The sequence below is a fragment of the Caulobacter sp. GW821-FHT09A05 genome (assembly GCF_059418465.1).
In genome coordinates, this window is record NZ_JBWKPX010000017.1 from 84,601 (window position 1) to 102,640 (window position 18,040).

The following is an 18,040-nucleotide window of genomic DNA, read 5'->3' on the forward strand; positions in this document are numbered from 1 at the left end:
ACGCTTCACGCCGCCTCACGGGTCTTCGCCCAGGCGCGCGGCCTGCCGGGCCTTGACCTCGTCTCTCAGCCCCAGCCGCCTGCGGATCTCGCGGCGGACATAGTCGACGCGGGCGGGCGTGCGGCCGCTGTCATCGTCCGTTTCGCCGGCGTTCTCGCGGGCCGTCCGCGCGGCGGCGCGGATCAGGGCGCGGGTCTTGGATCTGGGCATGTCTCTCCTCGTGGCATGACGGGGCCGCCTCACACGGCGAGCCGCTGAAGGTGGGGAGGGAGGCGGAGCGCCGGGCCGGGCCCGGAAGCTTTGTAAGAATTACCGTTTCGACCAGGACCGACGCTCCGCGCGATCGTTGTCTCAGGAGCGCCCGGCGGTCGGCCCTGTTCGGGCCTCGCCGACCTTAGCCCCCGACGGGCGGGCCGGGCTTGCGGAGCCCGGTCCCGGAACGCCTGCGTCACCGCAGGCCTGTCGCCCTCTTCGGCCCTTCGTCAACGCCGTATCCGTAAAACGGGCCCGGCCGGCACCAGATGACGAGGTCGCGGCCCCTGGTGGAACCGCCGCCGACGAGCGCTTCCCGCTCGACCGTCCTCCAAGGCCGCGAAGGTCGCAGGCCTCACGCCCTCCCCATCGCCTTGAAGTGGGTTGATTATGCAGCGGACGCGAAAGGGGGAGGATAAACGATTTTGGCGCGTTGAATTCGTTGAGAAACTACGCTGGGAGCGATGAGGACAAGTTTTTCCCGCGCTCTTCCCGGCCCTTGCCAAGTCCGCCCCCGGCGGCCAGTCCGCAACGGGGCGAGCGACCCTCGGCGCCGGCTCCGTTTCCATCGGCCTGCCAGTGAAGCCATCCCGTTCGGAGGAAAACCCTTCCCGCTCATCCCGCAGGCGTCGGCGCCCAGTGACCGGACAATCGCTGGCCTGGCGGCGAGCCCGGCCACGCTCGCGGCGGATTTCATCGCCGCGCCCGCCGCGTCCAGGCTTGATCGCCGGAGCGCGGACTCGAGGCGGGATTAGCGGGATGATCGACAGGCGGGGCTTTCTGAACCTCACGGCCGGCGGAGCCCTGGCCGCGGCCGGGCCGGCCGCCGCCCATCTGGTCAAGGGCGCGCCGGACGTGGTGGTGGTCGGGGCCGGGGCGTTCGGCGGCTGGGCGGCGCTGGCCCTGCGCGAGCGCGGCCTGTCGGTGGTGTCGCTCGACGAATACGGCCCGGCCAATCCCCGCGCCTCTTCGGCCGGCGAGACCCGCTCGATCCGGGCCGGCTACGGGGCCCAGGGGTTCTATTCGGCCTGGGCGGTCAAGGCCCTGAAGCTGTGGCGGTTGAAGGAGGCCGAGTTCGGCCGCACCCTGCTCTACGCCAACGACCGCATCGAGCTGGCCGACCGCTGGCTGCCCGAGATGGTCGCCCAGCGTCGCATCTTCGACGACCTGAAGCTGCCCTATGAGATCCTGTCGCGCGACCAGTTGCGGGTCCGCTATCCGCAGATGGCGTTCGATGACGTCGACTTCGCCTTCGTCGAGACGGCGGCCAGCGCCGCGGTCATCAAGGCGCGCGAGAGCATGATCGTGGTCTCCGAGGTGTTCCAGAAGAAGGGCGGCCAGTTCCGCATCGCCCGCGCCCTGCCCGGTGCGGCCACCGGCCGCCGCATGGACGCCCTGGCGCTCGGCGACGGCGGGACCCTGGCGGCCGGCCAGTTCGTCTTCGCCTGCGGCCCGTGGGCGCCGAAGCTGTTTCCAAGGCTGGTCGGCCCCAAGGTGGCGGTCTGGCGCAGCGAATATTTCTACTGGGGTCCGCCGGCCGGCGACGCGCGGTTCTCCTGGCCCCACCAGCCGGCCTGGCACGACCATGTCGCCGGCGGCTATGGCTTCGGCAGCCTGGAGCGGGGGCTGAAATATTCGCCCGAGGCCGGCGGCCGGGTCACCCAGGATCCCGACACCGCCGAGCGCCTGCCGACCGACTATCTGCTCAAGCGCGGCCGCGACTATATCGGCCGCCGGTTCCCGGACATGCGCGACGCCCCGATCCTGGAGACCCGGGCCTGCCAGGTCGACAATACCCAAAACAGCCATTTCATCATCGACCGGCATCCCGACTACGACAATGTCTGGCTGGCCAGCGGCGGCGGCGGCCACGGCTTCAAGCACGGGCCGCTGGTCGGCGACTACCTGGCCGACCGGGTCATGGGCCGGCCGGCGGATCCGGACACCGAAGCGTTGTTCCGGCTGGCCAGCCATGCGGACCTGGGCGGCGGGGCCTAGAGCATCGCGCGGCTTGCTCTAGGGCCCGTACTCGATTGCGTGTCGGTGATACCCAAGCGAAATCGGCGCCCTAATTGGTTGTCATCCCGGAAGCCTCGCAGAGGCTGTCCGGGACCCAGGGGCCGGCGCAATGCGATCGCCCCTGGGTCCCGGCTCTACGGTCCGCCAAGCGGACCTTCGGCCGGGATGACAACTGAAAATCAACGATCCAATCGAGTCCGGAGCCTAGACCCGCAGGTCCGCCGTCACCGGGGCGTGGTCGCTGGGCCGTTCCCATTCGCGCACCGTGTCGTGGACCTTGGACGAGACCTTGCCATCGACGATCGCCGCGTCGCGCAGGCCGGGGCTGGCCAGGATGTGGTCCAGGCGCAGGCCGCGGTTGGACTTGCGGAAGTCGGCGGCGCGGTAGCTCCACCAGGAGAACAGCTTCTCCGGCTCGGGCGTGGCCAGGCGCGGCAGGTCGAGGAAGTCCATCGCGCCCACGAGGCCTGCAAAGGCCTCCAGTTCAATGGGCGTGTGGCTGACGATCTTGGACATCTGCCGATGGCTCCAGACGTCGTTCTCGCCGGGGGCGACGTTGAGGTCGCCGGTCAGGATCAGCGGCGCCTTGGGGTCGCGCCGCTTCATCTCGGCGGTCAGGGTCTCGTAGAAGTCCAGCTTGTGGTCGAACTTGGGGTTCAGGGCGCGGTCGGGGACGTCGCCGCCGGCCGGGATGTAGAAGTTGTGGATCTCGACACCGGCCACCTTGGCCGACACGCAGCGGGCGTGGCCCTCGCGGCAGGCGTTGAGGACCGGGGCGTCTTCCAGCGGCAGGCGCGAGGCGATGGCCACCCCGTGCCAGCCCTTCTGGCCCATGATCTTGATGTGCGGCAGCCCCATGGCGACGAAGGCCTCGCGGGGGAACTCGCCCTCCTGGCACTTGATCTCCTGCATGCACAGCACGTCCGGCGCCTGTTCGTCGACGAAGCGGGCGGCCTGCTCGGCGCGCAGGCGGACGGAATTGACGTTCCAGGTGGCGATACGGAGGCGCATGCCGTTCCTCTAGAGCGCGAACGAGGTCCGGGCTAACGAAAAACGCCCAGGCGCCGGAAGCGCCTGGGCGAAAGTCGGGTCTCTCATGCCGCCGCCGGGAGGGGATAGGTCCGGCACGGTTGCGAAGAGCGGGTCGGGCGCTCCTCGCCATGCGTGTTAAATCTGCCACGGCGAGAATCTAAGTCAAGGACAATCGCGTTAACAACTTGCATGTTGTGAAATTGTCGCATTCCGGCCGCGTCGAACCGCCGGATTGCAACTAGGGCTTGCCGACCCGGCGCCTGGGATCGGTAAGGACGAAAAGTTTCGGGTCCAGGCCGGCGGTGTTTTCGAAGTCGACCAGCCGAACGCGGGTCTCCCCGCCCTTGACGTCGGTGACGGTCCAGCCAGTCAGGGCCGGGGCGTTGCTGAAGTTCAGGGCGATGCGGCCCAGGGTCTGGCGCTTGGCGTCGACGGCGGTGATCGTGAAGCCGTCCGACAGCCTGCGCACGCCGGTGATGACCACCCCGCGGTCCAGCCGCACCTCGCGCGCCAGCAGCAGGTTCAGGGGCGTGCGGCTCAGCGGATAGCTTTCGAAGGTCTTCAGCCGGCTGTCGAAGATGTTGACGGCGCTGCCGTTGCTGACCACCAGCAGGCCGGCCGGGCCGTCATAGGCGAAGCGGGCCTTGCCCGGGCGCTGCAGGTAGAAGGTCCCCTGCGTCTGGGTCCCGCGGGCGTCGGTCTGGACGAAGCGGCCCTTGGCCGAGCCCAGGGTCTGGATATAGGCCGTGGCCTTGTCGACCAGGGCCTGGTCCTCGGCCGACAGCACGGCGGCCTGCGGCCTCGGCGCGGCGAAGGCCTGTCCGCCCGCGGCGGCGGCCAGGCCGGCGGCGAGGATCAGGCGACGGGTCGGGGTCGTGGTGGTGCTCATGCGATCTCCTCGAGGGCGTTCCGCAAAGATGTGCGCGGCTTTGCGAACGGAACGCCCGTCACGGTATGGCTCAACCTTTGCCCTGACGGTGCGACGAGCGAAAGGCCACGACGCGACCATTTTCCGGCGCTGCGATGAAGCGGCGTTCAGGTTCGGGCGGTTGGAGCGAGGGGAAACGCCGGCGAACGGCCCAGGTTTCCAGGACGCGCCAGGACCTTGCGATGGGCGGGACAGGCGCCTGCGCCTGTCCCCGGCGGTGGCTACATCGGCGGGGGCGGCGGGGCCAGGATCTCGCGCTTGCCGGCATGGTTGGCGGCGCCGACCACGCCCTCCTTCTCCATCCGCTCCATCAGCGAGGCGGCGCGGTTGTAGCCGATCTGCAGGCGGCGCTGGATGTAGCTGGTCGAGGCCTTGCGGTCGCGGGTGACCACGGCCACGGCGTGGTCGTAGAGGTCGTTGGCCCCGCCCTCGCCGGCGAACGCGCCCTCGATGGCCTCTTCCTGCTCCTCGTCGCCGCCGGCCGTGACCTCCTCCAGATAGTTGGGGATGCCCTGGTCGCGCAGGAACTTGGCCACCGCCTCGACCTCGCCGTCGCTGACGAACGGGCCGTGCAGGCGGGTGATGCGGCCGCCGCCGGCCATGTACAGCATGTCGCCCTGGCCCAGCAGCTGCTCGGCGCCCTGCTCGCCCAGGATGGTGCGGGCGTCGATCTTGGAGGTGACCTGGAAGCTGATCCTCGTCGGGAAGTTGGCCTTGATGGTGCCGGTGATCACGTCGACCGACGGGCGCTGGGTGGCCATGATCAGGTGGATGCCGGCGGCGCGGGCCATCTGGGCCAGGCGCTGGACGGCGCCTTCGATGTCCTTGCCGGCCACCATCATCAGGTCGGCCACCTCGTCGATCACCACCACCAGGTAGGGCATGGGCTCGGGGCGGATCTTCTCGGTCTCGTAGATCGGCCGGCCGGCGTCGTCGAACCCGGTCTGGACGGTGCGCTCGAAGTGCTCGCCCTTCTCCAGGGCCTCGACGGCCTTCTCGTTGAAGCCGCCGATGTTGCGCACGCCGATCTTCGACATCCGGCGATAGCGGTCCTCCATCTCGCGCACCGTCCACTTCAGGGCGACGACCGCCTTCTTGGGATCGGTGACGACCGGGGCCAGCAGGTGCGGGATGCCGTCATAGACGGAAAGTTCCAGCATCTTCGGGTCGATCATGATGAAGCGGCACTTCTCGGGCGGCAGCTTGTAGAGGATCGACAGGATCATGGCGTTGACCCCGACCGACTTGCCCGAGCCGGTGGTGCCGGCGATCAGCAGGTGGGGCATCTTGGCCAGGTCGGCGATATAGGTCTCGCCGCCGATCGTCTCGCCCAGGGCCATGGGCAGGATATGGGTGGCCTTGTCGTAGTCGGACGACGACAGCAGGTCGCGCAGGTAGACCGTCTCGCGCCGCGAGTTGGGCATCTCGATGCCGATGGCGTTGCGGCCCTGGGCCACGGCCACGCGGCACGAGATCACGCTCATCGAGCGGGCGATGTCGTCGGCCAGGGCCACGACCCGGGCGGTCTTGGTGCCGGCGGCCGGCACCAGCTCGTACATGGTGACCACCGGGCCCGGGCGGATCTGGTCGATTTGGCCACGCACGCCGAATTCGGCCAGCACGCTTTCCAGCAGGCGGGCGTTCTGGCGCAGGGCCTCCTCGTCGAACTCGGCCGAGCGCGGCTTGGGCTTGGCCAGCATGGCCAGCTCGGGCAGCTGGAAGCCGCCCTCGTCCTCGAAGTCGAAGGCCTTCTGCTGCTCGCGCTGCTCGCGGCTGTTGGACTTGGCCGGGACCTTGGGCTGGGCGATGGCCAGGGGACGGACCTCGAAGCTGGGCTCGAAGGCGTCGTCGTCCTCCACCGGCGGCGGCGGGGCCTTGGAAGGCTTGGCGGCCTTGCGGGGCGCGGCCTCGGGCTCGATGTCGATCACCGGCGCGGCCGCCTTGCGCGGCGCGCGCGGTCGGGCGGCGGGTTCGGGCTGGGGCGCCTGGACGGGCGCGGGGTCGCGCTCGCGCGGCTGCATCAGGCCGTGGATCAGGTCGCCGACGGCCTCGGGATCGATGCGGCGGACGCCGATCGCATAGCCCAGGGCGACGATCGCCCCGACCGCCAGCAGCAGGGCGGCGATCAAGTGGGCGCCGGGCAGGCGGGCGAAACCGAGCACGCCGGCCAGCAGGTTCAGCACGCCGTCGCCCCAGAATCCGCCCAGGCCCTTGGCCAGCGGCCAGGCCGCCGGACGCGGCGGCGCGGCCAGCAGGCCGGCCAGGGCCAGCAGGCCCAGGCCCCCGACCAGGGCGCGGACCCGCAGGTCGCGGCGATGGGCGGCCGGGTCGGGCTGGGTGACGCGCGACATGCCGAACACCAGCATCAGGGCGGCGGCCATCCAGCCGGCCAGGCCCATCGACTGCATGACGATGTCGGCCAGGGCCGCGCCGGCCCCGCCCAGGGCGTTGGTGGCCGGCAGGCCGGTGGCGGCGTTGAGGCTGGGATCGGCGGCGTTGTAGGTGGCGACCGACAGCAGCAGGCCCGCCCCGACCACGCAGATCACCCCGCCCCGGAACCGGGCCGACCAGGGCTGGGCCCAGCCATAGCGCACCGCGTCCCAGACCAGTTCAATGCTCGATCGCCGCGCCGCTCGCGCCATCAGAAGTCACCTTGCACTCGTAGAACCCCGATGTTGTGACCCAAGAGGGTTAAGGGGCGTTTACGCTGATCGGTCGGCCATGCGGTTTGAGGTCGCGGATTCGCCTTCGCCTTTGGAGGAGACGATCTTCTCGACTCCAGCGTGCGGAGGGCTAGGATGCTAGTTCGACGGCGGCTCGCTGGGGGAGCTATGGCTACCAACGTCAATCTGGATGCCCTGATCGCGCGGGAAGACTTCGAGGTTGAGACGGGCAATGACGACGCCACCTCCCTCTTAGCCATTGCGGTTCGCGATCTTGAAACGCGGTCATTCTTCTATCCGGCGGTTCGCAAACCGGACTTTCAACGCGAAACCTCGGAGTGGGACCCCAAGCGGGTCGTAGGTCTCATCCGAACCTTTATCGAAGGCGATTTGATTCCGGCGATCATCCTCTGGAAACACCGCGACCTACTTTTCGTTATCGATGGCTCGCACCGGCTAAGTGCACTCATCGCTTGGGTCCACGATGACTATGGCGATGGCGAGACGTCACAGAAGTTCTTCGGGCATGCCGTTCCTATCGAACAGGCGAACTTCGCAAAACGGACGCGGGAGATGGTCTCAAAGGAACTGGGATCGTACGCGGATCACGTTGCGGCAGCGGAGAACCCGGCTGAATTCGGACCTGATATTGTCGCCCGCGCTCGGGCCCTGGCCAGTCGAGTGCTGAACGTCCAGTGGGTGCGCGGCGACCACACTAAGGCCGAACAATCCTTCGTGCGGATCAATCAACAGGCCGCGATGATTACCCCTCAAGAGCTGGAATTGCTTCGGGGACGGCGCCAGCCCGCTGTCATGGCGGCTCGCGCGATTATCCGACGGGGTACCGGACACCAACACTGGTCGGCATTTGGAAAGCCCGTTCAAGATGAGCTACGCCGCCTGGCTGGCGAGGTTTATGCTCTACTATTCGAGCCCCCGCTCAGCTACCCGATCAAGTCCTTGGACTTGCCGGCTGGTGGGACGGTCTATTCCGCCCCTACTCTGCGCATGGTCTTTGAATTTGTCCGGTTGAGCGTCGGCGTGGAGTCGGGGGAGAACGACGAGACCGGTCTGCGTACCATTGAATATTTGAAGCGCACGAAGCGTGTTGCCGAGTTGTTGATCAGTAATAAGCCAGCGTCGATAGGGCTGCATCCCGCCATCTATTTCTATAGTTGGACCGGAAAACAACAACCTGTCCTTCTCTTGGCGATGGCGCAAATTTTGGTGGATCTGGATCGTGCCAAGAAGCTCCCGGACTTCATTCGACGTCGCGAGGCCTTTGAGGGCTTCCTCATCGCAAACCGAACGCTTGTGAATCAAATCGTCCGGAAATTCGGAACGAAGGACTCGGGCCTTAAACACCTACGGACCTTCTACGACAACGTGTTCACGCTGATCGACCAAGGGACGTCCTCCGAGTTGATCGCGAACGAACTCGTAAAAATGGACGGCTACTCGTATTTGCAGCCTGCTGAAACGCCTTATGAGGGCGTGGCTCCAACGCGTTATTCGATGCAGGTCAAATCTGGCCTGGTGATCCGCGAGCTAATCGGTAACGCTTCCCGATGCCCGATCTGTAAGGGTCTCGTACCGACGCAGGCGCTATCGATCGATCATAGGGACCGGCGTGAGGATGGCGGCATGGCGACCGTGGAGAACGCCCAACTCACCCATCCATATTGCAACACGGGCTACAAGGAATCGCTGCACGCGAAGGCTAAGGCGACGACCTAGGAACCTATGCTTAGCGGCCGTTTCGCTGGTGGCATCACTTTGTCTCAGGACGCCGGAAGACCGGAACAAAAAGCGAACATACGTCCGGACTCGACGTGGCCGGGAGTCATTCTGGCGCGTAGCCCGCCGCTGTTGGCGGGTCAGTGGGTGCGGTCATGGACAAGGAGCTTTTGAGTCAGTTGCCGATCATTCTGTCGGCGGTCGCGGGGGTGTTCACCGCCCTGGCGACCCTGGTGTGGGCCTTCCGGCGGAAGCCTTGAGCTTCCGCCGGGGACCCCGGGTTCAGGCTTCAAGCCACGCCCAGATAGTCTTTCTTGCCGATCTCGACGCCGTTCTTGCGCAGGATCGCGTAGGCGGTGGTCAGGTGGAAGAAGAAGTTCGGCTGGGCCTGGGCCTGCAGATAGGCCAGGCCCTTGACCACGCTGGTCTCGCCGCGGCGGGTCAGGGTGATGTCGCGGTCCTCGGCGCCCTCGAACCGGGCGGGGTCCAGGCCCTCGACATAGGCGATGGCGCGGTCGATCCGGGCGATCAGGGCGTCGAAGGTCGTCTCGACGTCGTCCCAGGCCGGGACCTCCTCGCCGGCCAGGCGCGCGGCGCAGCCCTTGGCGAAGTCGGTGGCGATCTGCACCTGGCGCAGCAGCGGGAACATGTCGGGGAACAGCCGGGCCTTCAGCAGGGCGTCGGGGTCCAGCTTGCGGGTCTCGACATGGGCGCCCGCCTTGGTCAGCACGCCCTTCAGGCCCTTGAGGCCCTGGACAAAGACCGGCACGCTGGCTTGATGGATGGTGAGGGTCATGGGAGCTCCGCTGAGAAGGGCGCAGTCCTAGCGCGCCGGATCGCCGTGAGCCAGACCGGCTGGAAAAGGGGAGCGCCGCCGTGACGCCTGATCGTCGTTCCAAGCCTTCAAGCCCGTCCGCCATGACCGACGCCTTCGCTCCGCTCCTTCGTCGCCTGGTCCTGGTCGTCGCCGCCCTGCTGCTGTGCGCGGGCCCGGCCATGGCGCGGGGCCCGGTTCCGGCCCGGACGGAGCAGGCGCTGCGGGCTTCGGAGAAGGCGGTCTATGCCGGGGCCTTCGAAGCCGCGTCCGAATCTCTGGCCGCGCCCCTCGCCGTCTCCGAGGATCCCGAGGAGGTCCTGCGGCTCCTGCTCCAGCGGGTGCGGGTGCACCAGACCCAGCGGCTGTCGGGCAAGGTCAGCCCGGACGAGAGGATCACCCTGGGCGCCGTCAAGGTGCTCCTGCCCCATGTCCGGGACCCTGGCCTGCTGGCCTTGGCCAGCCTGCGCCAGACGACCTCGACCTATTTCCACGACCTGACCGCCGGGGACGTCTCCAAGTCCATGGCCCTGCAGCCGGCCTATCGCGAGGCCGCCGCCGGCTTGACCGATCCCTGCCTGAAGGCCGAGGCCCTGTTCTTCGCCGGGCTGATGCCGCAGGCGGCGGGCGACGTGGCGGCTTCGACCGAACCCCTGGCCGAGGCGTTCCAGGCCGCCACGGCCGGCGGCTGCGAGCTGGAGCTGTCCTACGTGCTGCGTCACCAGGCCGCCGTGCGCGAGGCGGCCGGCGACAAGGCCGGGGCCCGCGACCTGATGGCCCGCTCGCTGGAGATCCGCCAGAAGATCGGCTTCGAGGTGTTCGCGCCCTTCTCCCAGCTGTCGCTGGCCGACACCGAGGAGGCCCTGGGCCGGGTCGAGGCCGCCCAGGCCCTGCGGCGCCAGGTGCTGGACGCCGCCCGCCGCCTGGACCTGCCGGCCCAGGAGGCCGCGGCCCTGAAGGCGCTCGCCGCCAAGCCCGGCGCGCCGGGCTAGGGTCCGGACTCGATTGGATCGTTGATTTTCAATTGTCATCCCGGCCGAAGGTCCGCCTGGCGGACCGTAGAGCCGGGACCCAGGGGCGACCGCATTGCGCCGGCCCCTGGGTCCCGGACAAGCGCTACGCGCTTTCCGGGATGACAACGAATTACAGCGCTGATTTCGCTTGGGTATCACCGAAACGCAATTGAGGACGGACCCTAGGCGGCCTCTGTTTCGGCGTCGAACCGGGCTCGGGCGGCGCGGATCTCGGCGTGATGACGCTCGGCCCAGCCGACCAGCTGGGCCAGCGGCTCCTGCAGCGACGTTCCCAGCGGCGACAGGCTGTATTCGACGCTGGGCGGCTTGGTCGGGAACACCCGGCGCTCGATCAGGCCGTCGCGCTGCAGGTCGCGCAGGGTCTGGGTCAGCATCCGCTGGGAAATGTCGGGCACGGCGCGGCGCAGGGCCCCGAACCGCAGCGGCCCGCCGGCCAGGGCGATCATCAGCAGGGTGCTCCACTTGTCGCCCAGGTGGTCCAGGACGTCGCGCACCGGGCAGGCCTGGGCGTTCAGTTCCTGGTCGGTCCAGGCCTGGAACGAGGCCGACAGGGTCTGGCCGGCGGACGGCTCGACTGTTTCAGGTGGTTCCTTCAAGCTGCCTATCTCCCGAAAACCTGCCGTCTTTACGGCCGGACCATAGTCTCACATCTATACGTGGTCTCAATCAGAGACCAAAGCAAGGATCATCCCATGAGCGCCTCTTCTCCCCGCCTCCTGGTCACCGGCGCCGGCGGTCAGCTGGGCCGCCGCGTGGTCGAGCTGCTGCTCGAGGCCGGCGCGCCGAACATCGTGGCGGCCAGCCGCGATCCGTCCAAACTGGCCGAGCTGGCGGCGCGCGGCGTCGAGACCCGTCGAGTCGACTTCGACGAGCCGGCCTCGCTGGCGACCGCCTTCGCCGGCGTCGACCGCCTGCTGCTGGTCAGCACCGACAGCCTGGACCAGCCGGGCCGGCGCATCGCCCAGCATCGCGCGGCGATCACCGCGGCCGAAGCGGCCGGCGTCAAGCACGTGGTCTACACCTCCGCGCCGGGCGCGCGGCCCCAGGAGGGCGGCGGGGTGATCGACGACCACTTCTGGACCGAGCAGGCCCTGGCCGCCAGCGCCGTCCCCGGCTGGACCATCCTGCGCCACAACATCTATGCGGAAATCCTGCTGATGGGCGCGGGCCAGGCCGTGGCCAGCGGCGCGCTCTATTCGGCTGCCGCCGGGGCCGGCCGGGCCTATGTCAGCCGCGAGGACTGCGCCCGCGCCGACGCCGCGGCCCTGCTCCAGGGCGAGGGCCGCCGGATCCTCGACGTCTCGGGGCCCGCCGCCGTCACCCAGGACGAGGTCGCCGCCCTCTATGCGAAGCTCTCGGGCAAGCCGGTCACCCACCACGCCCTGCCCGCCGACGCCCTGCGCCAGGGCCTGCTCGGCGCGGGCCTGCCGCCCTCGCTGGTCGCGGTGCTGGTCGATTTCGACGTCGCGGCCGCCGAGGGCCAGCACGCCATCGTCACCGACGTGGTCGAGACGCTGACGGGCCAGGCGCCGGTCTCGGTGGCGGCGTTCCTGGAGGCTAACCGGGCGGCGCTGGGCTAGGCCGGCGGAACGGGCGCGGCGGCGCGGGGTTTCCTAGGGGTTCAATTCACTCCTTCAGGAGCCTTCCCGATGAAAGTCAGCGACGCCATGACCAGCCAGGTCTCCACCGCCGCCCCCACCGACACCGTGCGCAAGGTCGCCCAGGTGATGGCCCACGTCGAAACCGGCGCCGTGCCGATCGTCGAGAACGGCAAGGTGGTGGGCCTGGTCACCGACCGCGACATCGTCCTGCGCGTGGTCGCCGAGGGCCGCAGCTTCGACAGCCCCATCTCCGAGGCGATGAGCGAGGGCGACGTCCAGAGCGTCCGCGAGGACGACATCCTGGCCGACGCCACCGCCAAGATGGCCAGCCACCAGATCCGCCGCCTGGTCGTGCTCAACGAGGCCGGCAAGCTGACCGGCATCCTGTCGCTGGGCGACGTGGCCAAGGACTACGGCGCCAAGCAGGTCGGCAAGACGCTGGAGGAGATCTCGGCGGAACCGGCGGATACGGCGGCGGCTCAATAACACCTTCTCCCAGAGGGAGAAGGAGGGGCCCGCGCCGCAGGCGTGGGAGGATGAGGGGTTAGGTTGCTGGCCGGCGTGCTGGCACGCCGTCGAGCGCCTTCACCCTTCCAAGCTTTGCTTGGGCCCCTCCCTCTCCCCTCCGGGAGAGGGTGAAAAGAAAAAGGGCGGCTCCTTCCGGAGCCGCCCTTTCTGTATTCCGAAGGCCGGAAAGCTTACACCAGCGAGCTGTCGATGCCCTTGCAGGCTTCCATCAGGCCCTTAACCGACTCGACGGACTTGGCGAACATCGCCTTTTCCTCGTCGTTGGTTTCGAACTCGATGACCTTCTCCGCGCCGCCGGCGCCGATCACGACCGGCACGCCGACATAGAGCCCGTCCAGGCCGTACTGGCCGGTCAGGAAGGTGGCGCACGGTAGGACGCGCTTCTTGTCCTTCAGGTAGCTGGTGGCCATGGCGATGGCGCTTTCGGCCGGGGCGTAGAAGGCCGAGCCGGTCTTCAGCAGGGCGACGATCTCGCCGCCGCCGCCGCGGGTGCGCTTGACGATGCCGTCGAGCTCTTCCTGGGTCATCCAGCCCTGCTTGACCAGTTCCGGCAGCGGCAGGCCGCCGACCGTCGAGTGACGGACCATCGGCACCATGTCGTCGCCGTGGCCGCCCAGGGTCCAGGCGTGGATGTCTTCCACCGACACGCCGGTCTTCTCGGCCAGGAAGTAGGCGAAGCGCGCCGAGTCCAGGACGCCGGCCATGCCGATGACCTTTTCCTTGGGCAGGCCCGAGAACTGCTGCAGGGCCCAGACCATGGCGTCCAGCGGGTTGGTGATGCAGATGACGAAGGCGTCGGGGGCGTGGGCCTTGATGCCTTCGCCGACGGCCTTCATGACCTTCAGGTTGATGCCCAGCAGGTCGTCGCGGCTCATGCCCGGCTTGCGCGGCACGCCGGCGGTGACGATGCAGACGTCGGCGCCGGCGATGTCGGCATAGTCGTTGACGCCCTTCAGGGCGACGTCCTTGCCGAACACGGCCGAGGCTTCGGCGATGTCCAGGGCCTTGCCCTGCGGGGTGCCTTCGGCGATGTCGAACAGCAGGATGTCGCCCAGCTCCTCGCGCGCGGCGATGTGGGCCAGGGTGCCGCCGATCATGCCGGCGCCGATGAGGGCGATCTTCGCGCGAGCCATGGGGTCTCCGTCAAGGCTGTGGACGATGAATGTCGGGGCGCGGTCTACGCCCGCTGCGGTTCAGTCTCAAGCCCTCTTTCCCGTTTCGCCGCGGTGCGGCAAGACTGCCTGAACGGCGATAAGGACATGCGGGGATGAGCAAGACCGATCCGGGACGCTTCTTCGAGGACTTCCGCCTGGGCCAGGTGATCGTCCACGCCACCCCGCGCACGATCACCGCCGGCGACGTGGCCCTGTACACGGCGCTGTATGGGCCCCGTTTCGCGCTGTTCTCGTCCGACGTCTTCGCGCGCGACTGCGGGTTGGAGCCCGCGCCGGTCGACCCGCTGATCGCCTTCCACGTGGTGTTCGGCAAGACCGTGCCCGACATCAGCCTGAACGCCGTGGCCAATCTCGGCTACGCCGAGGGCCGGTTCCTGGCCCCTGTGCACCCGGGCGACACCCTGTCGGCCCGGTCCGAGGTGATCGGGCTGAAGGAAAACGCCAACGGCAAGACCGGCGTCGTCTATGTCCGCACCACCGGCGTGAACCAGCGCGGCGTGGCGGTGCTCAGCTATGTGCGCTGGGTGATGGTGCGCAAGCGCGACCCCGGTGCGATCGTCGAGGGGGCGTCGGTTCCGGAATTGGCGACCGCGGTGGCCGCCGCCGCCCTGGTCCCGCCGCCGGGCCTGGACTTCAAGCGGTACGACTTCGCCCACGCCGGCGCGCCGCACGCCTTCGAGGACTACGCGGTCGGCGAGAAGATCGACCATGTCGACGGCATGGTGGTCGAGGAAGCCGAGGCCCAGCTTGCTACCCGACTCTGGCAGAACACCGCCAAGGTCCACTTCAACCAGTTCGAGCGCGCGAAAGACCCCTCCGGCCGGCGGCTGGTCTATGGCGGGGTGGTGATCTCGACGGCCAAGGCCCTGTCGTTCAATGGCCTGCAGAACGCCGGGCTGATCCTGGCGATCAACGGCGGGCGCCATGTCAGCCCCTATTTCGCCGGCGGCACGGTGTTCGCCTGGTCGCAGGTGCTGGACAAGGCCGAGCTGTCGCCGACGGTCGGGGCCCTTCGCCTGCGGCTGGTGGCGACGGTCGACCGGCCCTGCGCCGACTTTCCCGACAAGGACGATACCGGAGCCTATGCGCCGGGCGTCATCCTCGACTTCGACCATTGGGCGGCGGTTCCGAAGCGTGGCTGAGTTCGTCCTCGACCCGGCCTTCGTGGCCACGTCCGCGCCGCTGGGCGACCTGCCGCTGTGCCAGGCCCGTCTGCAGCTGGACGCCCGCTATCCGTGGGTGGTGCTGATCCCCCGCCGCCCCGCGATGCGGGAGCTGGAGGACCTGGCCGCGGCCGACCGCGCGCGGCTGATGGAGGAGACGGTGCTGGCCGGCGCCGCCGTCCGCGCCGTGGCCCAGGCGCTGGGCCTGGCGGTCGACAAGCTCAATGTCGGCGCCCTGGGCAATGTGACTCCGCAGTTGCACGTCCACGTCCTGGGCCGGCGGGTCGGGGACCCCGCCTGGCCCGGTCCGGTCTGGGGCCATTCGCCGGGTCTGGCCTACGCGGCCGACGCCTTGGAGCGGGCGACGGTCGCGGCGAAAGCGGCGCTGGGCGTCTAGCCGCCTATCGGCGCTTCTTGCGGCTCGAGCCCTTGGCCGCCTTGCTCTTGCCGCCCTTCCGCGAGGCCACGGCCTTGGCCTTGCCGCCCTTCTTGCCCTTGGCCGCCGTGGCCTTGCCCTTGCCGGCCTTGCGGGCGGCGGCGGCGCACTTGGCCTTGGCGGCCTTCAGGGCCTTGCCCTTCTTGCCGCGGGTCGAGCAGGCCGGCGCCTTGGCGGGCGCGGCGGCCACGAGGCGCGGCGCGGCCGGGCGCGCGCCCCAGATGACGGGACCCCGACCCACCGGGACGTAGCCGGCCGGCACGGTCGCCTGGGCCACGCGACGGGCGGTGACCGGGGTCTCGGTCCCGTTCTCGTTCAGCTTGCCGGTCCAGGACCCGTCGCCGCGCGGCGTCAGGTCCAGGGTCGCCAGCTGGCCCGGGCGCGGCGAGAACCGCGCGAGGAAGCCGCTGTCGGAGCGGTCGAGAAAATCGATCAGGCCGGTGGAGCCCACCGCGCCCGTGCGGCGCGGGTCGCGCCAGGCGCCTTCCAGGGCGTCGCCGCCGCCGACCTTGTCGACGATCTGCAGCCGGTACAGCGTCGCGCCATCCGTCCCCTCGATCGACCAGCCGCCGTCCAGCGGCCCCTGCAGGCCCTGGGCGGCGAGGATCGAGCCCTTGACCCGCAGGTCGTAGGCCTCGGCCACCGGCACGTAGCCGCCCTGCGGGATGGCATGGCCGGGCTGCTCGTCGGGGTCGGGCGTGGGGATCGGCAGGATGGTCGGCTTGTGCGGCGGGGCCGGCGCCTGGGGCGCGGCGTCTTCCTCGTCGGTGGTTTGGGGGCCGCTCTGGGAAATCAGGTCGGCCAGGGGATCGACGGCCTGGTCGGCCGAGACCGCCGTGTCCGGGGCCGGCGGCGCGGCCACGACGGGCACGGCGTTCGGGTCGCTCAGCGCGGGGGCGGGCGCGGTCTGGGCCGGCGCGGTCGGAACGGGTGTCGTCGAGACGGGCGCGGTCGAGACGGGCGCGGTTACGACCGGCGCCTCCTGGGCCCAGGCCTGGCCGGAAGCGATGGGGGCGGCGGAAAGGGCCAGCAGGGAGATCAGGAGCGCGCGCATGAGAAGCTTTGACGGTCTTTCGAATCTAGGCGGCCGAGCGTTCGGCGATGGCGGCGGCGACCGCCACCAGCCGTTCGGCCTGGACCAGGTGCAGGCGTTCGGCCATCCGGCCCTCGACCCGCAGGGCGCCCTTGCCGGCGTTCTCGGGCGCGGCGAAGGCGGCGATCACCGCCCGGCTCCAGGCGATCTCGTCGGCGGTGGGCGAGAAGGCGCGATTGCAGATCTCCAGATGCTTGGGATGGATCAGGGTCTTGCCGTCGAAGCCGAAGTCGACCGCCTGGCCGCAGACCGCCTCCAGGGCGGCAAGGTCGTCGATGTCGTTGTGCACCCCGTCCAGGATAGCCAGGCCATGGGCCCGGGCGGCGGCGACCGACAGCGACAGGATCGGCAGGAAGGCCTCGCGGCCCGGCGTCTGGCGGGCCCGCATCTCCTTGGCCAGGTCGTTGACCCCCATCACCCAGCCGCTCAGCCGGGTAGCGCGCGCGGCGGCGGCGATCTCCCACAGGTGGAAGGCGGCCTTGGCGGTCTCGATCATGGTCCACAGCCGGGTGTGGGCCGGGGCGGCGTGCAGGGCGGCCTGGTAGGCGTGGACGTCGGCGACGTCGTTGACCTTGGGCACGAGCACCGCGTCGGGGCCGGCCTCGGCGACGGCCTTCAGGTCGGCCTCGCCCCAGGGGGTGTCCAGGCCGTTGGTGCGGACGACGATCTCGCGCGGGCCGAAGCCCCCGGCCCTGACCGCCGCCACGGCGGCCTCGCGGGCGGCGTCCTTCATCTCCGGGACGACGGCGTCCTCGAGGTCCAGGATGATCACGTCGGCGTCCAGGGTGCGCGCCTTGTCCACCGCCTTGGCGTTGGAGGCGGGCATGTAGAGGGCGCTGCGGCGCGGCCGGACGAGGTCGGACATGAGGCTCCCGCGAGACGTCTTGCTCTTGCGCTTCCTCTTAAGCACCGGAACGACGCCACCGGAAGCCGTCACGCGCCGCAACAGCCGAACGGGGCCCAGATTCCCCGGTCGAAATCCCCGGAATGGGGTTAAGCTGACGCCATGACCACGCGCTATGACGACACCGCCAAGAACGTCCTGGGCCAGGAACTGCAGCCCTGCTCGCTGAACCCGGTGACCGGCTTCTACCGCAACGGCTGCTGCGAGACCGGGCCGCATGATCTGGGCCTGCACACGGTCTGCGCGGTGATGACCGCCGAATTCCTGGCCTTCTCGGCGGCCACCGGCAACGACCTGTCGACCCCGCGCCCCGAATACGCCTTCCGCGGCCTGCTGCCCGGCGACCGCTGGTGCCTGTGCGCCGGCCGCTGGAAGGAGGCCCTGGACGCCGGCGTCGCCCCGCGGGTGGTGCTGGAGGCCACCCACGAGGAGATGCTGGCGGTGGTGCCGCTGGGCGTGCTGAAGGACCACGCGGTGGCATGAGCGGTCTTCCTTCTCCCCTTGCGGGAGAAGGTGGCCTCGCGGAGCGAGGTCGGATGAGGGGTTAATGAACGGATCAGCCGCGAGCGGCGGACAGGACGGCGCGACCCCTTGTGTGTCCGGGATCTGTCAGAGTTGTGGTCGCCACGGGCCGGGGCATGGCCCGGCCCGTGGCGGTGAC

At 69.3% G+C, this 18,040-nt stretch carries 17 protein-coding genes and 1 pseudogene; 9 read left to right on the forward strand and 9 right to left on the reverse strand.

The annotated features are described in order from the left end of the window. Positions 1–15 precede the first annotated feature (15 nt). On the reverse strand, positions 16–210 hold the full coding sequence (locus tag AC07NX_RS16875; protein ID WP_494643335.1) for a hypothetical protein: 195 nt from the start codon (positions 208–210) through the stop codon (positions 16–18). Positions 211–1,011: 801 nt separating this feature from the next. Here AC07NX_RS16875 and AC07NX_RS16880 point away from each other — a divergent pair. After that, entirely contained in the window at positions 1,012–2,250 is a 1,239-nt protein-coding gene (locus AC07NX_RS16880) for an FAD-dependent oxidoreductase (RefSeq protein ID WP_494643336.1), read from the forward strand. Positions 2,251–2,475: 225 nt separating this feature from the next. Here AC07NX_RS16880 and AC07NX_RS16885 read toward each other — a convergent pair whose 3' ends face one another. The 3 genes from AC07NX_RS16885 to AC07NX_RS16895 all read right to left on the reverse strand — a co-directional run bounded on the left by AC07NX_RS16885 (position 2,476) and on the right by AC07NX_RS16895 (position 6,873). Further along, a complete protein-coding gene (locus tag AC07NX_RS16885; RefSeq protein ID WP_019848028.1) occupies positions 2,476–3,282 on the reverse strand; it encodes an exodeoxyribonuclease III in 807 nt (268 codons plus the stop codon). 259 nt (positions 3,283–3,541) lie between these two features. Further along, on the reverse strand, positions 3,542–4,192 hold the full coding sequence (locus tag AC07NX_RS16890; protein WP_494643338.1) for an outer-membrane lipoprotein carrier protein LolA: 651 nt from the start codon (positions 4,190–4,192) through the stop codon (positions 3,542–3,544). Between the two features lie 260 nt (positions 4,193–4,452). Further along, positions 4,453–6,873, reverse strand: coding sequence for an FtsK/SpoIIIE family DNA translocase (locus tag AC07NX_RS16895; RefSeq protein WP_494643340.1), 2,421 nt, complete (start codon positions 6,871–6,873; stop codon positions 4,453–4,455). Positions 6,874–7,062: 189 nt separating this feature from the next. Here AC07NX_RS16895 and AC07NX_RS16900 point away from each other — a divergent pair, with 189 nt between their 5' ends. Continuing rightward, positions 7,063–8,631 (forward strand): GmrSD restriction endonuclease domain-containing protein, encoded by a 1,569-nt coding sequence (locus tag AC07NX_RS16900; protein ID WP_494643342.1) that lies wholly within the window; start codon positions 7,063–7,065, stop codon positions 8,629–8,631. Between the two features lie 289 nt (positions 8,632–8,920). Here AC07NX_RS16900 and AC07NX_RS16905 read toward each other — a convergent pair whose 3' ends face one another. Beyond that, a complete protein-coding gene (locus AC07NX_RS16905) occupies positions 8,921–9,427 on the reverse strand; it encodes a DUF1993 domain-containing protein (RefSeq protein ID WP_494643343.1) in 507 nt (168 codons plus the stop codon). A gap of 122 nt (positions 9,428–9,549) precedes the next feature. On the opposite strand from AC07NX_RS16905, the gene AC07NX_RS16910 reads away from it, so the two are divergent. Further along, positions 9,550–10,437 carry a hypothetical protein gene (locus AC07NX_RS16910; RefSeq protein WP_494643344.1) on the forward strand — a complete coding sequence of 296 codons (888 nt, stop codon included), beginning with the start codon at positions 9,550–9,552 and terminating at the stop codon, positions 10,435–10,437. A 12-nt stretch (positions 10,438–10,449) separates the two neighbouring features. Further along, positions 10,450–10,600: pseudogene (locus tag AC07NX_RS16915) on the forward strand (hypothetical protein). Positions 10,601–10,640: 40 nt separating this feature from the next. Here AC07NX_RS16915 and AC07NX_RS16920 read toward each other — a convergent pair. After that, on the reverse strand, positions 10,641–11,075 hold the full coding sequence (locus AC07NX_RS16920) for a winged helix-turn-helix transcriptional regulator (RefSeq protein ID WP_494643345.1): 435 nt from the start codon (positions 11,073–11,075) through the stop codon (positions 10,641–10,643). 96 nt (positions 11,076–11,171) lie between these two features. On the opposite strand from AC07NX_RS16920, the gene AC07NX_RS16925 reads away from it, so the two are divergent. Then, entirely contained in the window at positions 11,172–12,059 is an 888-nt protein-coding gene (locus AC07NX_RS16925; RefSeq protein WP_494643347.1) for an NAD(P)H-binding protein, read from the forward strand. 69 nt (positions 12,060–12,128) lie between these two features. Continuing rightward, complete coding sequence (locus AC07NX_RS16930) at positions 12,129–12,566, forward strand: CBS domain-containing protein (protein ID WP_494643348.1); 438 nt, start codon at positions 12,129–12,131, stop codon at positions 12,564–12,566. A gap of 212 nt (positions 12,567–12,778) precedes the next feature. Here AC07NX_RS16930 and mdh read toward each other — a convergent pair whose 3' ends face one another. Next, positions 12,779–13,741, reverse strand: a complete 963-nt coding sequence (mdh, locus tag AC07NX_RS16935) for a malate dehydrogenase (RefSeq protein ID WP_494643349.1) — start codon at positions 13,739–13,741, stop codon at positions 12,779–12,781. Between the two features lie 134 nt (positions 13,742–13,875). Here mdh and AC07NX_RS16940 point away from each other — a divergent pair, with 134 nt between their 5' ends. Continuing rightward, positions 13,876–14,925, forward strand: coding sequence for a MaoC family dehydratase (locus AC07NX_RS16940; RefSeq protein ID WP_494643350.1), 1,050 nt, complete (start codon positions 13,876–13,878; stop codon positions 14,923–14,925). Beyond that, positions 14,918–15,343, forward strand: a complete 426-nt coding sequence (locus AC07NX_RS16945; protein WP_494643351.1) for an HIT family protein — start codon at positions 14,918–14,920, stop codon at positions 15,341–15,343. The genes AC07NX_RS16940 and AC07NX_RS16945 overlap by 8 nt, the downstream gene beginning before the upstream one ends. Before the next feature lie 4 nt (positions 15,344–15,347). Here AC07NX_RS16945 and AC07NX_RS16950 read toward each other — a convergent pair whose 3' ends face one another. Beyond that, a complete protein-coding gene (locus AC07NX_RS16950; protein WP_494643353.1) occupies positions 15,348–16,436 on the reverse strand; it encodes a hypothetical protein in 1,089 nt (362 codons plus the stop codon). Positions 16,437–16,461: 25 nt separating this feature from the next. After that, a complete protein-coding gene (locus AC07NX_RS16955; protein WP_494643355.1) occupies positions 16,462–17,340 on the reverse strand; it encodes an HpcH/HpaI aldolase/citrate lyase family protein in 879 nt (292 codons plus the stop codon). Between the two features lie 141 nt (positions 17,341–17,481). On the opposite strand from AC07NX_RS16955, the gene AC07NX_RS16960 reads away from it, so the two are divergent. Beyond that, positions 17,482–17,862: a DUF2237 domain-containing protein gene (locus AC07NX_RS16960; RefSeq protein WP_019848015.1), complete on the forward strand. Its 381-nt coding sequence runs from the start codon at positions 17,482–17,484 to the stop codon at positions 17,860–17,862. Positions 17,863–18,040 lie beyond the last annotated feature (178 nt).